14 protein-coding genes are annotated in these 15292 nt (G+C 60.3%); 8 read left to right on the top strand and 6 right to left on the bottom strand.

The window, feature by feature from the left end; translation table 11 throughout:
- The first annotated feature begins 28 nt into the window (after positions 1 to 28).
- The gene (locus I2I01_RS01360; protein WP_196284627.1) at positions 29 to 1006 is read left to right on the top strand and encodes an ABC transporter ATP-binding protein; all 978 of its coding nucleotides are present in this window, start codon (positions 29 to 31) and stop codon (positions 1004 to 1006) included.
- A gap of 75 nt (positions 1007 to 1081) precedes the next feature.
- Here I2I01_RS01360 and I2I01_RS01365 read toward each other — a convergent pair whose 3' ends face one another.
- Together I2I01_RS01365 and I2I01_RS01370 are read right to left on the bottom strand one after the other, a co-directional pair.
- Positions 1082 to 1441, bottom strand: coding sequence for a CoA-binding protein (locus tag I2I01_RS01365; protein ID WP_196284628.1), 360 nt, complete (start codon positions 1439 to 1441; stop codon positions 1082 to 1084).
- A gap of 85 nt (positions 1442 to 1526) precedes the next feature.
- Positions 1527 to 3095 carry an NAD(P)/FAD-dependent oxidoreductase gene (locus I2I01_RS01370; protein ID WP_196284629.1) on the bottom strand — a complete coding sequence of 523 codons (1569 nt, stop codon included), beginning with the start codon at positions 3093 to 3095 and terminating at the stop codon, positions 1527 to 1529.
- A gap of 201 nt (positions 3096 to 3296) precedes the next feature.
- On the opposite strand from I2I01_RS01370, the gene I2I01_RS01375 reads away from it, so the two are divergent.
- Entirely contained in the window at positions 3297 to 4616 is a 1320-nt protein-coding gene (locus tag I2I01_RS01375; RefSeq protein WP_196284630.1) for an MFS transporter, read from the top strand.
- 15 nt (positions 4617 to 4631) lie between these two features.
- On the opposite strand, the gene I2I01_RS01380 is transcribed toward I2I01_RS01375, so the two are convergent.
- The 3 genes from I2I01_RS01380 to I2I01_RS01390 form a co-directional block, all read right to left on the bottom strand.
- Positions 4632 to 4928 (bottom strand): hypothetical protein, encoded by a 297-nt coding sequence (locus tag I2I01_RS01380; RefSeq protein ID WP_196284631.1) that lies wholly within the window; start codon positions 4926 to 4928, stop codon positions 4632 to 4634.
- Positions 4929 to 4966: 38 nt separating this feature from the next.
- Complete coding sequence (locus tag I2I01_RS01385; protein ID WP_196284632.1) at positions 4967 to 5599, bottom strand: M23 family metallopeptidase; 633 nt, start codon at positions 5597 to 5599, stop codon at positions 4967 to 4969.
- 176 nt (positions 5600 to 5775) lie between these two features.
- A complete protein-coding gene (locus I2I01_RS01390; protein ID WP_196284633.1) occupies positions 5776 to 6771 on the bottom strand; it encodes a tryptophan 2,3-dioxygenase family protein in 996 nt (331 codons plus the stop codon).
- A gap of 242 nt (positions 6772 to 7013) precedes the next feature.
- On the opposite strand from I2I01_RS01390, the gene sdaAB reads away from it, so the two are divergent.
- From sdaAB to I2I01_RS01420, 6 genes are all read left to right on the top strand, one after another.
- Positions 7014 to 7694, top strand: a complete 681-nt coding sequence (gene sdaAB / locus I2I01_RS01395; RefSeq protein WP_196284634.1) for an L-serine ammonia-lyase, iron-sulfur-dependent subunit beta — start codon at positions 7014 to 7016, stop codon at positions 7692 to 7694.
- A gap of 114 nt (positions 7695 to 7808) precedes the next feature.
- Positions 7809 to 9320 (top strand): TolC family protein, encoded by a 1512-nt coding sequence (locus I2I01_RS01400; RefSeq protein ID WP_196284635.1) that lies wholly within the window; start codon positions 7809 to 7811, stop codon positions 9318 to 9320.
- A 105-nt stretch (positions 9321 to 9425) separates the two neighbouring features.
- Positions 9426 to 10826, top strand: coding sequence for an efflux RND transporter periplasmic adaptor subunit (locus I2I01_RS01405; protein ID WP_196284636.1), 1401 nt, complete (start codon positions 9426 to 9428; stop codon positions 10824 to 10826).
- Positions 10827 to 10930: 104 nt separating this feature from the next.
- Positions 10931 to 11920: an NAD(P)H-dependent glycerol-3-phosphate dehydrogenase gene (locus tag I2I01_RS01410; protein WP_211537759.1), complete on the top strand. Its 990-nt coding sequence runs from the start codon at positions 10931 to 10933 to the stop codon at positions 11918 to 11920.
- A 410-nt stretch (positions 11921 to 12330) separates the two neighbouring features.
- Complete coding sequence (locus I2I01_RS01415; RefSeq protein WP_196284637.1) at positions 12331 to 13203, top strand: glycosyltransferase family protein; 873 nt, start codon at positions 12331 to 12333, stop codon at positions 13201 to 13203.
- Between the two features lie 12 nt (positions 13204 to 13215).
- Positions 13216 to 13641: an EamA family transporter gene (locus tag I2I01_RS01420; protein WP_196284638.1), complete on the top strand. Its 426-nt coding sequence runs from the start codon at positions 13216 to 13218 to the stop codon at positions 13639 to 13641.
- A gap of 3 nt (positions 13642 to 13644) precedes the next feature.
- Here the strand turns inward: I2I01_RS01420 and I2I01_RS01425 are convergent, their stop codons facing one another.
- Positions 13645 to 15090 (bottom strand): hypothetical protein, encoded by a 1446-nt coding sequence (locus I2I01_RS01425; protein ID WP_196284639.1) that lies wholly within the window; start codon positions 15088 to 15090, stop codon positions 13645 to 13647.
- Positions 15091 to 15292 lie beyond the last annotated feature (202 nt).

The following is a 15292-nucleotide window of genomic DNA, read 5'->3' on the forward strand; positions in this document are numbered from 1 at the left end:
TCATTTGTTTTCGATTGAATTGACTGGCATGGAGTTCCTCACGGTTTCGGGTATCAGCTTGGAGGAACACGGCAACCGGGTGCTGCAGAACATTAGCTTTCGCCAGCCGGCGCATCACCGGCTGGCGCTGGCGGGCGAGTCGGGCACCGGCAAAAGCACACTGCTGCAAATCATCGCCGGGCTCATTCAGCCCAGCGCCGGCGAGGTGCGCGTGAGCGGCGACCGGGTGCGTGGCCCCGTGGAAGTGCTGGTGCCCGGCCACCCCGGCGTAGCCTACCTCTCGCAAAAGTCCGACCTGCCGCACTCCCTGCGCGTGGAGCAGGTGCTGCGCTACGCCAACAAGCGGCCCCCGGCCGAGGCCCAGGCCCTGTATGCCCTCTGCCGCATCGACCACCTCATGCAGCGCCGCACCGACCAGCTCTCGGGCGGCGAGCAGCAGCGCGTGGCGCTGGCCCGGCTGCTGCTGGGCGCTCCGCGCCTGCTGCTGCTCGACGAACCCTTCTCCAACCTCGACCGCGGCCACAAGCGCACGCTGCAAAGCATTATCGACGAGCTGGGCACCCGCCTCGGCATCACCTGCCTGCTCGTTTCGCACGATGCGGCCGATACCCTGCCCTGGGCCGATGAAATTCTGGTATTGCACCAGGGCCACATCGTGCAGCAGGGTTCGCCCGAACAGATTTACCGCCAGCCTGCCAACGAGTACACCGCGGCGTTGTTTGGCGATTACAACTTGGTGCGTGGCGTGGCCCGCCGCCAGCTAGCGCCTCGTCACGCGGCGGCTGCTGCGCTACTGGTGCGCCCCGAGGCATTCCAGTTGTCGCTCACCAAGCCGGGGCTGAAGGGGACGGTGACGACCGTGCGCTACTTCGGCAACCACGACGAAGTGGAAGTAGCCTTGTCTGAAAACACGGTGCGGGTGCGCCAGCCCACCGGGCAGTGGGCAGTGGGGCAAATTGTTTTTGTGTCGTTGGTGCCCGGGGGCGGCTGGCCGCTGGAGGAATGATTGGGCAGAACGCTGGAAGCAAAAAAGCGCTGCCGAGGTAAATCGACAGCGCTTTCAAAAACCTATTCGTCTTAATTAATACTGGCCGATGGACAGCAGCACCAGCGTGCAGGCTTCTTCGGTTCGGATGCCGCGCTGCTGGGCCAGGCGCTCCAACTCAGGGTTTTCGGTGCCGGGGTTGAACAGAATGCGCTTGGGCTTAAGGTCGAGGATGTAATCGTACCAGGCCGGTTGGTTTTGCGGACCCACGTACAGCGTCACCGTGTCGATGTCTTTCTCCTGGGGCCGGTCGATATGGATGTCCATGCCCGCCACCACGCCCTTGCGGATGCCGACGGGCACCACCTCGTGGCCGTGGTTTTTGAGCATGTGCGCTGCCCGAAAGGAGTAGCGGGCCGGATTGTCGGAAGCACCGAGAACTAAGGTCTTTTTCATGGGAGGAAATGTCAGGTGAGAATGCAGCTGGCCGAGCGGCTCGGAATTGATTACCGGGCCGCCGCTCGGAATGCCGTTTCTCCTTCTACGACAAAACCGCTAAAACCGCTTCGGCGCACCGCTCACCGTCCATGGCCGCCGACACGATGCCGCCGGCATAGCCCGCGCCCTCGCCGCAGGGAAACAAACCCGCCACGACCGGATGCTGCAAAGTTTCTTTGTCGCGCGGGATACGCACCGGGGCCGACGTCCGGCTTTCCACGCCCACAATCTGGGCCGCGTTGGTGGCGTAGCCCGGAATTTTGCGGCCAAAATCGCGGAAGCCCTGGCGAAGCCGCTCGGCCAGCACCGGCCCCAGCACCTCGTCCATGCGCACCGACACCAGGCCCGGCTGGTACGACGTTTCCAGCAGTTGGCCCGAGATTTTGTTCTTCAGAAAGTCGCCTAGTAGCTGGGCCGGGGCCTGCTGGGTGCCGCCAGCGGCCAGGCAGGCCCGCTGTTCCAGGGCTTGCTGAAAGCGCAGGCCGGCCAGGGCGCCGTGCTGGCGCAGGTCCAAATCTTCGAGCTCCACCGCGGCCACAATACCGGAATTGGCAAAGCGGGAGTCGCGGCGGCTTGGGCTCATGCCATTCACCACCACTTCGCCGGGCGCCGTGGCCGCCGGCACAATAAACCCGCCCGGGCACATGCAAAACGAAAACACGCCCCGCTGTCGGCCCTGCACTTCGGTCTGGTGCACCAGGGAGTATGATGCCGCCGGCAGTAGGCCGCGCTCGGTGCGCCGGTACTGCGCCTGGTCAATCAGCGCTTGCGGGTGCTCCACGCGCACGCCCATGGCAAAGGGCTTGGCCTCGATGAGCACGCCGCGGCGGTCGAGCAGTTCGTAAATGTCGCGGGCCGAGTGGCCGGTGGCCAGAATGGTGGCCTCGGCCTCCACCACGTCGCCCGCAGCCGTAACCACCCCGCGCAGTCGGTTTTGCTCCAGCACCAGGTCCGTCACTCGGGTGTCGAACCGGACCTCACCACCGGCCTCGATGATAGCCTCGCGCAGAGCTTGCACCACGGCGGGGAGTTTGTTGGTACCGATGTGGGGGTGGGCGTCCACGAGAATGTCGGGCGTGGCGCCATGCTGCACCAGCCGCCGTAGCACACGGCCCACATCGCCGCGCTTCGTGGCACGCGTGTACAGCTTGCCATCGGAGTAAGTGCCCGCGCCGCCTTCCCCGAAGCAGTAGTTGGAATCGGGGTTTACAGTTTGCTCTTTGTTGATGGCCGCCAGGTCGCGACGGCGGGCACGCACGTCGAGGCCACGCTCCAGTACAATGGGCTTGAGGCCAAGCTCAATGCAGCGAAGGGCAGCAAAAAGACCAGCCGGACCGGCGCCGATTATCAAAACTCGACGAGTTACATGTTTAACATTTGGATAAGTAAACCAAGGGCCAAACAAGTCGTTAGGTGATTCATTTGTGTATACAGTCGCGCGTAGTCTGACCAAGGGTTGACGTCCGCGGGCATCTATTGAGCGACGCTGTATATGCACATAATCTGCTTCGCCGGGCTGAATTCCTGCTTGGCGTAAAATTGCCTCATAACGTTCAAATTCATCAAATGCCAGCTCAGGCGCTAACAAAATCTCAACTTCTTTTTTATCCATTTGTGTAATATGAAAGGTTTCTATCCTTCAGTAGTCTCAGGTTTTAAATTAATCTAACAAAGGTAGGAGGATGAGAAATCCGAATGCCACACGGCCAGCCAACTGCCAGCAAACACGAGAGGTTTCTTCCTTTCATTAGCACACATTAATCACTCCCACCGAAAGCACTGCGCAGGTCCACTCCGTTTCTTTATTTGCGACATGACAACTTCTGTAGTGCCTAGCTCACGCCTCCGTTCCATTGTGAGCGGGTCCATTGGCAACCTCGTTGAATGGTACGACTGGTATGCCTACTCGGGGTTCGCACTTTATTTCGCGCCAGTCTTTTTCCCCAGCGGCGACGACACGGCCAAGCTCCTTAACACCGCCGCCATCTTTGCAGTTGGGTTTTTGATGCGCCCATTGGGTGCCTGGCTTTTGGGGGCCTATGCCGACCGGCACGGCCGCCGCGCCGCACTATTGCTATCGGTGCGCCTCATGGCCAGTGGCTCGCTGCTCATTGCCGTGGCGCCGGGCTACGCCACCATTGGCGTGGCGGCGCCTGCCCTTTTGCTGCTGGCCCGGCTGGTGCAAGGGCTCAGTGTGGGCGGCGAGTACGGCACCTCGGCCACCTATCTGAGCGAGATGGCCGGGGCCCGGCACCGCGGCTTTTGGTCCAGTTTCCAATATCTCACGCTCATGGGCGGGCAGTTGCTAGCACTGGTGCTGCTGCTGGCCCTGCAGCAACTCCTCACCCCGGCGCAACTAGGTGCGTGGGGCTGGCGCATTCCTTTCATCATGGGTGCCCTGGCCGCTCTCGGGGCGCTATACTTACGCACCCACATGGGCGAAACCGCCGCGTTTGCCCAGCACATGCAAAAGGAGGGCGTTGCCGCTGCTCAAGCTACAGCTTCGAGCAGCAGCCCCAGTCAAATCAATGTTTTGCTTCAATACCCGAAGGCAGTGCTGACGGTGGTGGGGCTGACGCTGGGCGGCACGCTGGCTTTCTACACCTTCACCACCTACGCGCAGAAATTTCTGGTCAATACCTCCGGTTTTACCAAGGAAGCAGCCACCGTCATTTCCTTTGGGGTAATGACGGTGGCGCTGTTTTTTCAGCCCTTGTTGGGCGCTGTTTCCGATAAAATTGGTCGGCGGCCGGTGCTGCTGATGTTCGGCATCGGGGCCACATTGGGCACGGTGCCGGTGCTGCGCGCCTTGGCCCACACGCACAACGCCTGGCTGGCGGCGGGCCTGCTGGTGGCTGCGCTGTTTGTGGTGAGCGGCTACACCTCCATTAATGCTGTGGTGAAGGCCGAGCTGTTTCCCACCGAAATTCGGGCCCTGGGGGTGGGCCTGCCCTTCGCCCTCACGGTGGCCATTTTCGGCGGCACCGCCGAATACGTGGCACTATATGCCAAGGAGCAGGGCGTGGAAGAATGGTTCTATTGGTACGTGACGGCCTGTGCCTTTATTTCCCTGCTGGTGTATTGGCGCATGAGCGAAACCAAGGCTGAGAAAGGACACTTAAATCACGAATAACCGCTACGGCCAGCCTTATGCCATGGGCGTTTCCGGCGTTGTCGTAGTCGACGCGTCGGCCCGACCATTAGCGAAGCCGTTGGCCAGCTTGCCCAGGTCGACGTGCGACTTGGCGGTATTGGCGTACACTTCGGTGAGCATAGCGGTGAGGGCCTGGGCCACCTCGGGCCCGCTGCGGGCTATGGCCCCCGAAATCACGCCGTAATAAAAAGTGGCCAGGGTGTCGCCGTCCCACATTTGCCGCATGTTGTCGTGCAGCTTCCGGGCTTGGTCAAGCGAGGTGTCTATGATTTTTTGTTCTTCGTCGGTCATGGCAGCGGGGTTCCGTGAGAGCAGGGGGATGCCAGGCTTTACGGCCGTACAGGCGGCTGGTTTTCGCCGGCGAATCGAACCGGCAACTCCACCGGCGTGATTTCGCCGGGGAAACACACCACAAATACCAGGGGCTTGGGTTTGCTTCGGCTGTCAGACGTGGCCAGGCGCTGGCCATTATTCACGTATTGCCCTATCGTGACGCCCACACTGCTCGGGGCAATGTTGAAGTAGGTGGCGTAGCTGCCGTCTTCGTGGAAAACCGTAATAAAATTAGAAGAGGTTTGGGTGTTTTTGCGCGCATCTTCCCTGAAATTGACCACGATGCCATTTCGGGCCGCAAACACGGGTGTACCTGCTGGCACATCGAACGCATAGTCGTGGTGCTTGGTGGCCGTATGCTTACTGTTGGATTCGGATGTAACAGTACGCACCCTCGGTATCGTGTCGCAAGGGTAGCGGTACACGTACGTCGTGTCGGCGGGGCGGGAGTTGTAGATGCCCAGCTGGGCTGGGTAGTTGTAATGGTACGAATACAGTTCCCCCGGCGTGTAGGTGAAAGTCGTCAACAGTTGGGGCTGCTTGGCCGGAAATACCACCAGGCGCAGGGGCAGCGGGTCGGTGCTGCGCATGTTCACCAGCTTGGCCGAGAGGCGTATGGTATAAGGCACAAAGGCGTGGTTTTCCGCATACAGGAAAACCACGCCTTGTTGGTTGTCTACATGATATACGCTGGCTAGCTGTGCTTGCCCGTGCGCTGAACGGTGGCTGCCCAGCCCCAAGGCCAATGCTACTGTTATCCAGCCCTTGCTGCGCATAAATGCAAGCCGACGACAGATTGGAAAAGCTAAGCTGCCCTCACGCCTTCTTCCAGCACGCTTTCTACCCAGCCTTTGCCCCAGTCTTCGAGCTCTTGGGCACTCCAGAGCTGGGGGTAGAAAATGCGGCGCTGAAACTTGGGCGGCAGGTAGCTGCGCCAGTTCGTACCGCCGGTGGCGGCCACGTCCACGGGGTTGCGCTGCAGGTAGCGAACCGCCGATTTGAAGTGCATCAGCGGCCAGTTCACGTTCACGCTCACGTCGAGCTGGCGCAGGGCGCGCAGCAGGCGGGGGTGGTGGCGGTCGGCCTCGGGCAGACGCTGCACCACGGCCCACACGTTGCGGTCGTGGAAGGCGGCGGCGTGGCGCACGAGGTCGGCAGTGTACTTGCGCTCGAACTCGATGAGGGTGAGGGCTTTGGCGCCACTGGCTTCGATGGTAGCACCGGCTTTCCAGTAGATGCAGCCCAGCAGCTGGTCAAAATCGTGGGCCGAGGCTTCGCCCAGGGTCTGGCGCTTCACCTGGTCGGTGAGGTTTTCGAGCGCGGTGCTGGCAATTTCAATCATGCGGTATTGCACGCTCTGAAAGCCCGACGCCGGCATGAGCGACATGCGGAAGTCGAGAAACTGCTGCTTGTCCATGCCGTCGACCATCACATCGAACGAGTCGATGAGGTTTTCGAAGTAGCGGTTGATGCGGCCCAGGCGCAGTACAATTTCGCCCAGCGTCGGCGTTTTCAGGTCGCCGATTTGCTCGTACTCGCAGAGGCAGAGCTTGAAATACAGCTCCGAAATCTGGTGGTACATGATGAAAATCCGCTCGTCGGGCAAGTTGGTGAGCGGACGTTGAAGGGAGAGTAAAGTGTCTAACTCGATATAATCCCAGTAGTTAATGTACTTGGCGTGGTAGAGACCTTCAAGGTAAGCGGCCAGGTCCTGGCCATCGGGAACGTATTTTTCCTGGAGCCGGCGCAACTGCGCCAACACAGCTGGCGAAAATTCGTCCGGGGTGGGTGGGGCGGACATAGTAGTAAGAGGGGTGAGGTGGGAAAAGCCGTGGGTGGCGGCGGCGACAAATATCGTCAAAATACTGAGGTTCCAATACGCACGTTTGCGCGGCGTGCCGAACATTTTGCAACTGTGGCGTTTCCGTCGCGTCTCTGCCCCTTGCAATACCAGAACCGTAGCGACTCGCCGCGTCCTGACCCATTCATATTCAGCCTTCGTCCGCTACTTTTAACCCCGCAACCACTGACGGGAATTCGCGCATGGCCGAAAAATCCAGCATTTTTGATATGATTGGTCCCGTGATGATTGGGCCGAGCTCCTCGCACACGGCCGGCGTGGTGCGCATTGCCCGTGCGGCCATCCGCATTCTGGGCGCTGTGCCCACCGAGGCGGTCATCACTTTCTACAACTCCTTTGCGCGTACCTACGAGGGCCACGGCTCCGACCGCGCCATTGTGGCCGGCCTGCTGGGCTACGCCCCCGACGACACCCGCATTCGCACCGCCTTCGACTACGCGGCTGAAGCTGGCTTGCAGTATACTTTTCAAGGCGTGGGCAATGCCTCCACCATGCACCCCAACACCATTAAGCTGAATTTGCTGGATGGGGCCACCGGGCGGCGGGTGGAAGTGGTGGGCCAGAGCCGGGGCGGGGGCGTTATCCGCATTGTGGAGGTGGACGGGTTTCCGGCCGATTTTTCGGGCGCGCTGCACACCCTCATCATCGACGCTGACGACGTGCCGGGCTCCATTGCCTTTATCGCCTCGGTCATTGCCCACGACCAGTGCAACATCGCCACCATGTTTGTGAGCCGCAAGGGTCGCAACGACGCGGCCCGGCAGTTCATCGAAATGGACAGCCCCATCAAGGACATTTCGCTGGCCTACCTGCGCCAGCTAAGCTGGGTGCAGCACATCACCTACATTCCCACGCTGGATTAAGCCGCTGGGTAATAAAATTTGCGAATTGCCGATTACGTCACCATTCCTGCTACTGCCACTTCCGAGACCCTACTTTTCTGCAAGATGAAACAACGGACTACCCCCTCAGCTTCGATGAAGCGACGGCTCCTGGCCGGCCTGGCGGGCGCGATGGCGCTGGCCCCGGCAGCCCGGGCCCAAACCCCGGCCGTGCCGGGCGCACCGCCGGCCTCGGCGCCCAGCGGCTCGGCCCAGGCCCTGCCCTCCGGCCCCTGGACCCTACAGGCGGCCGTAGACTACGCCCTGGCCCACAACCTGAACGTGCGCCTAAGCGAGCTGCAGGCCCAAAACAACCAGCAGATTCTGCGCCAGAGCCGCGCGGCCCTTTTGCCCTCGGCAAACTTGAGCGGCTCGCAGAGTTGGCAGTACGGCACGAGCGTGAACCCCCTCACTTACGAGTTCCAGAGCAGCACCGTGCGGGCCAACAACTTTGCCGGCATTGCGCAGCTCACGTTGTTCCAGGGTTTTCAGCTGCGCAACACCATCAAGCGCAACGATCTGGATTACAAAGCCAGCCTGGCCGACATCGAGAAGGCCCGCAACGACCTCAGTTTGAACGTCGCCTCGGCCTTCCTTCAGTTGGTACTGGCCCAGGAGCTGGTGCGCGCCAACCAAACCCGAGTTGCTAGCGACCAAGAACAGATTGCCCGCACCAAGATTTTGCTCAAGGCCGGCAGCATCCCGGAGAGCACGCTGCTCGACAGTCAGTCGCAGCTGGCCACGGATGAACTGAACGTGGTGACTGCCCAAAACCAGGCCGACCTGGCCCGCCTGTCGCTGCTGCAACTCATGAACATCGACCCGGCCAACGCGGCCGGCTTTGCCATTGCCGTGCCCCAACTGCCTGACCCCGACGAGGAAGGGGCCTTCGCGCTGGATTTGAACGCCACTTACCAGTCGGCGGCGGGCCGTTTGCCCGAAATACAGGCGGCGGAGCTGCGGGTGCAGAGTGCCCGCCGCGGCACCGAGGTGGCCCGTGGCGGCTACTACCCACGCCTGGCCCTGACGGGGCAGGTGTTTTCGGGCTACTCGTCGGTGCGTACGGTCACGTCCATCGGCAATGATTCGACGGCCCGGCGCACCACGTTTTTCGTGAACAACGGCGGTGTGCAGACCCCGCTCACCGTGACCACCTACCAGCGCAACATTATCAGCTTGCCGCAGGGCTTCTGGGACCAGCTGAACCAGAATCTGGGCCAGCAGATTGCCTTGCAGCTGAACGTGCCAATTTTCAACGGCTTGCAGGTGCGCACCGGCGTGCAGCGCGCCATCATCAACGAGCAGGCCCAGAACGTGCGCGCAGAACAGGCCCGCCTCACCCTGCGCCAAAGCATCGAGCAGGCCTACGCCGATGCCCGCGCGGCCCAGCTGCAATACGCGGCGGCCAAGCGGCAAGTGGCGGCCCTCACGCTCACGCAGCGCAACTCGGAAATCCGTTTCAACAACGGCCTGCTGAACGGCACTGAGTTCAACATCGCCAAAAACAACCTGACGTTTGCCGAGTCGAACCGCATTCAAGCCAAGTTCAGCTACATCTTCCGCCGGAAGGTGCTCGACTTTTACCAGGGCAAGCCGCTGACTTTGTAATTAGTTGTTAGTTGCTCGTTGTCAGTTGTTAGTGTTTTCTAACGGTGATGATAACGGGCGCTGCTTTCGACTGACAACTGACAACAAAAAACTGACAACTAACAAATGAAAAACAACCGTTTACTGTATATTCTGGGGGGCTTGGTGCTGGTGCTGTTGGTGGGCTATAGCGTGGCGAAGAAAAAAGGCTGGGTGGGCAAGCCCAGCGGCGTAGAAGTGCTGGTGGCGAAAGCTGGTCCGGCCAATATTGTGGAGAAAGTAAGTGCTTCGGGCAAAGTGCAGCCCGAAACCGAGGTGAAAATATCGCCCGACGTTTCCGGCGAAATCACCGAGCTCTATGTGCAGGAGGGTGACTCCGTGCGCAAAGGGCAGTTACTGTTGCGCATTAGGCCCGACAACTACCAGGCCCAGGTGAACATGCAGAGCGCGCAAGTGGGCACGCAGCGTGCCAACGTTGGCCAGGCCCAGGCGCGCCTGCAGCAACTGCTGGCCTCGGCCAAGCAAACCGAGCTGACCTACCGCCGCAACGCTTCGCTCTACAAGCAAAAGGTGATTTCGCAGGCTGACTACGAGGCCAGCCAGGCTGCCTACAATGCCTCGCAGGAGGAAATCAACAGCGCCCGCCAGCAGATTCGGGCCTCACAGAGCACCGTGAATGCGGCTTCTGCCTCGCTGGAAGAAGCCCGCAAAAACCTCAACAAAACCACCATCTACGCCCCGGTAAGCGGCACCATCAGCAAGCTGAACGTGAAGAAAGGCGAGCGCGTGGTGGGCACCACCCAAATGGCCGGCACTGAAATTATGCGCATTGCCAACCTCAACAACATGGAGGTGCGCGTGAACGTGAACGAGAACGATGTGAACAACGTGAACCTCGGCGACTCGGTGGAAGTGGAGGTAGACGCCTATAGCAGCAAGGATGAGAAGTTCCGCGGCCTCGTCACCAACATTGCCAACACAGCCAAGGACGCCCTCACGGCCGAAGCCGTGACCGAGTTTGAGGTGCGCATCCGCCTGCTGCCCGAGAGCTACAAACACCTTGTGCGTACCGTACGCGGCCAAACCATCGTGCCCTTCCGCCCGGGCATGACGGCTTCGGTCGACATCATCACCGACCGTAAAAACGGCGTGCTGAGCGTGCCGCTGGCTGCCGTGACCACGCGCTCCGACTCCACCGACCTCAAAAAGGTGGCCAAGGAAGAAGACGAGGGCGGCAAGGGCAAAGTGACCGTGGTGGACAACAAGCCCGCTGCGCCCAAGGCCCAGATTCAGGAAGTGGTGTTTGTGGTGCGCGACGGCAAGGCCATGATGACGCCGGTGAAAACCGGTATCAGCGACTTCCAGAATATTGAAATCCTGAGCGGGGTGAAGGCCGGCGAACAAGTGGTGAGCGGGCCGTTCCGGGCCGTGGCCAAGACGCTTAAGGACAAAGCCGTGGTCGACATCAAAGATGAAAAGAGCCTGAACAAGGAGGCGCTGAAAGACAACGGCGACTCGGATAAATAAAGCACACGAAATCGGCGGAAAGGCCCCGAACGTCCTGTTGCGCGCCGCGCGGCAGGACGTTCGTGCTTTCTTTGCGGACGACTTCCCACTCCAACTCTGTCCTCTTGGAAAAAATTGCCATGCTCGGCGGCGGCTCCTGGGCCACCGCCCTCACCAAAATCCTCAGCGAAAACGGCGCCCGCGTCGACTGGTGGCTGCGCGCCAAGGACGACGTGCAGCACCTGCTGCGCACCCGCCACAACCCGCGCTACCTCTCGGCGGTGCAGTTCGACCTGAACCGCGTGTACCCCACCACCGACCTAGAAGACGCCATCGAAGAAGCCGACTGGCTGGTGCTGGCCGTGCCCGCTGCCTTTGTGCAGCCGGTGCTGGATAAGCTGGACCGCGACGCGCTGAAGCATAAGCGCGTGGTGTCAGCCATCAAGGGCATGATTCCGAGCAAAAACCAGCTCGTAACCGACTACGTGGCCGAGCGTTTCCGGCTGGGGCGCCACCAGTTGGGCGTCATCGCCGGTCCCTGCCACGCCGAAGAGGTGGCCCTGGAAAAGCAGAGCTACCTCACCATCGGCTCGCCCGACGCCGGGCTGGCGCTGGAGTTTTGCGAGCTGCTGCGCAACCGCTTCGTAAGCGCCCACCCGGCCGCCGACCTCGACGGCATCGAATACTGCGCGGTGATGAAAAACATTATTGCCCTCACCGGCGGCATTGCCCACGGCCTGGGCTACGGCGACAACTTCCTGGCCGTGCTGGTGAGCAACGCGGTGCAGGAAATCCGTCGTTTTCTGCAAGCCATTAACCCGCAGCCACGCGACCTCTCGGCCTCGGCCTACCTTGGCGACTTGCTGGTGACGGCTTACTCGCAGTTCTCGCGCAACCGTACCTTCGGCAGCATGGTAGGGCGCGGCTACACCGTGAAATCGGCTCAACTGGAAATGAATATGATAGCCGAGGGCTACTACGCCGTGAAGTCCATTCATGAGCTGAACAAGAAGCTCAAGGTGAACATGCCTATTACCGAAGCGGCTTACAATGTGCTGTACGAGCGGATTGCGCCGGCCATGGAAATGGAGATTTTGAAGGAAAAGCTGCGGTGAGTGTGCTCCTAGTGAAAAAGCTCCGCTGGTGACAATTCGGAAATTTCTTGGATTCTGTTTGTCATAAAGCAGAACTATACTCTGGCCTTCGGCGAATCTAGGAACAGCTAAAGCCAAGCCTTTTTCGTCTAAAGCTTCTACAACTTCGCCTTGCTGAGTTGTGAATCGAACAACCGGCCGGATAACTACGATTCGTCCCCAGCAGGTCTTGTTTGTCACGATTATTCCTTGTGTCCGAACTGCATTTTGACGAAAAAGCTCATCCTCATAGTCGATGGCTTTGCCAAACATCAAGAGCAAAGCACCTACCACAGCGAGGATAATCAGAAAGAAAACCGGGTTCATATGCTCCACTAGGTCTCTATTTAGATTTAAAGGTGCATTAGGCTGAACTCCCATTTAAAATCTCAATGAAAGTAGTCGGCTTCACCTTCGTCCGCAACGCCATCAAATTCGACTACCCGGCGGTCGAAAGCATCAACTCGTTGCTGCCATTGTGCGATGAAGTCGTCGTTGCCGTCGGCAACTCTGAGGACGACACTCTTGCATTAGTGCTAAGCATCGGCTCGCCTAAAATCCGCATTATCGAAACCGTGTGGGACAATACCCTGCGTGAGGGCGGCCGGGTGCTGGCCGTGGAAACCGACAAAGCCCTGGCCGCCGTGCCCGCCGATGCTGACTGGGCCATTTACCTGCAAGCCGACGAGGTGTTACACGAAGCCGACTACCCGGCCATCCGGGCCGGCATGGAGCGCTGGAAGAACGATAAAACGGTAGATGGCCTGCTGCTGAACTACCGCCACTTTTATGGTTCTTACGACTACGTGGGCGACTCTTACCGCTGGTACCGTCGCGAAATCCGCATCGTGCGGCCGGGCATTGGCGTGTATTCGTATCGCGACGCGCAGGGCTTCCGCAAAGGCGACAACCAGAAGCTCCGCGTGAAGCTGCTCGACGCCACCGTGCACCACTACGGCTGGGTAAAGGCGCCGGCCGCCATGCAGCGCAAGCAGGAAACCTTCAACAAGCTGTGGCATTCCGACGATTGGGTGGCCCAAAACGTGGTGCCCGCCGCCGAGTTTGACTACAGCCAGGTTGATTCGCTGCTGCGTTTCACGGGCACACACCCGGCGGTGCTGGCGGCCCGCATTAGGCAGCAAAACTGGCAGTACGAGCACGACATGACCCGTAACCGCTACCGCTTCAAGGACCGGCTAAAGCACTGGCTCGAACGGGCCACCGGCTACCGCCTGGGCGAATACCGCAACTATCAACTGGTTTGAAGCCCACCGCGCATGAACTGGCTGCCGCTTGCCTTGCTCACCGCCTTCTGCCTGGCGCAGTACAACTTGTTTATCAAACTAGCCTCCAACCACCTGCCGCCGGCGGTGGGGGCAGTGGTGCTGCAACTGGTGGCCGCCGCGCTGGGAGCCATTTGGCTGCTGCGCCTGAAGATGCAGGGTGCTCCGCTGCCGCTGAGCCCGCGCGGGCTGGGGCTGGCGGCGCTGGCAGGGGTGGGCGTGGGGCTGGCCGAAATTCTGACCTTTGTGGTGTTTCAGCGGGGCGTCAACTCGTCGGTAGGCACGCCGGTAATTGTGGGTGGTTCGGTGTTACTCACGGCGCTGTTGGGACTGGGGTTTCTGCGCGAAAGTATCACGCTGGCCCAGTTGGGCGGCCTGGTGCTGATAGTAGCCGGTATCGCGCTTGTAGCCCGCGGATAAAGGCTAGTCGTGCCTCCAGGCGTTGGCCTGCAAAGGGAAATCAGCCGGCACCACGTAAATATCGACTTCCGCATTGTGATAGGCCGGCGCAAACGGGAAGCGCGGTTTGAAGAAGCCCCGGTCACTAGGAAAGGCTACAACATAGCGGTAGCGCACGCCGGGTTGCTGCAAGTTGTCGAAATGCCACGGGCGCTGGCGCTCCTCGGAATGGGCGTAAAACCGAAAGAATAGATTGTGGGTGGGCTCGGGAATAAGCACCGGGCCGGGCGCGTGGGCGGCCAGCCAGCGCAAGCCGGCGTGGTATGAGTCATTGGTGCTGCGCGCCGCGGGATTGACGCGCACCACGGCATAGGTTTCGTAAGTAGCAAACAGGATGGCCAGCGTAGTCAAAGAGCGGCGCAAAAGCCACGACGCGGGCCAGCGAAGCAGTGCCCAATCGACCACTAAGCCCAGCAGCATGAAAAAGAAGCAGGCCTTGTACAGCATCACGCGCTCAGGAGGAAACACGTGCTGGAATGCGATGATAACGTAAGGCAGCCCTATAAACCACAACGCAGGCAGTCCCAGTTGCCTCAAACGAGCGGCTTGCACATAGGCCAGTTGACCTTTACGAGCCAGATAGAACATCCAGCCCACCAGCCCCAGCACGGGCAGGGTGATAAGCGCGCCGAGTGTGCGCTGTCCGGCCAGGAAACCTTCGTTGTGCCAGATGTAGGCCGGAAATCCCGCCCAGAAAACGGCCGGCTCCAAAGGGGCCACGTACCCGTTGCCCACCAATTTATCAAAGCCAGATACCAGCAGTAGCGGAGAGTACAGCACCACAATTCCTGCGCCTACCACGCCGCCCACAAAGGCTGCGGCCGCCAAATGGAGCCACTGGCCTCTGCAAATGAAACGGAGCGCCAGCCACGAAAAGGCCGAAGCCAGCACGTAAGCAAACGTGGGCACGGTATAGCCGCCCACGATGCCTGACACCGCCAGCGCCAGCCAGGCCGCGCGCGGCCTAGCCGTGCCCTCGCCCAAACGCAGGACGGAGTAGAAAACAACCCCCGCCAGCCCAATAAGCAGCCAGTAGCCGCGCCCGACGCCCGCATGGTACAGGCTGAGCTGCAGCCACCCAAACCCCGCCGTTGCCACCACGGTCGCCCGAAAACCCAGCCGCAGCCGCAGCATGGCAAACCACCCCACCGTAGCCACTGTGCTGATGAGCAGCACGGGGAGCCGCATGCTCCACCAAAAACCGGGGTTAAGCTGGTAAAACAGCCAGCTGATGGTGTTGGAGAAAACGTGGTTGTTGGGAATAGGATAGTATGCGCTGGTTGCAAACAGGCCCTTGCTCACAAATACCTCGTAGGATACCGCGTCATCGTACTCCGGATTGGTGAGGCTGAAGAATATCCGTAGGGCGGTGAGGATTATTAATAGGCCACCGGCCCAGCGTCGCTCCACGGCATTTAGCCGCAAGCCTTGCCGCAATTGGTGCCATGAATCGCCAACTTCCAGCTTGAGTAAGTCAAATTCCCTACGGCCCGCGGCCGTAGTTAAAACCACTACGGCTATTAGGTTGCTTGTGCAGCAAACCCAGGCTAAGCCTGCGCCGAGCCGTGAAAAGTCGGAGCCCGAGAAGGCACGCGTACGCCAGTTATAAAAC

Source organism: Hymenobacter properus, from assembly GCF_015694735.1.
GTDB classification, from domain to species: domain Bacteria; phylum Bacteroidota; class Bacteroidia; order Cytophagales; family Hymenobacteraceae; genus Hymenobacter; species Hymenobacter properus.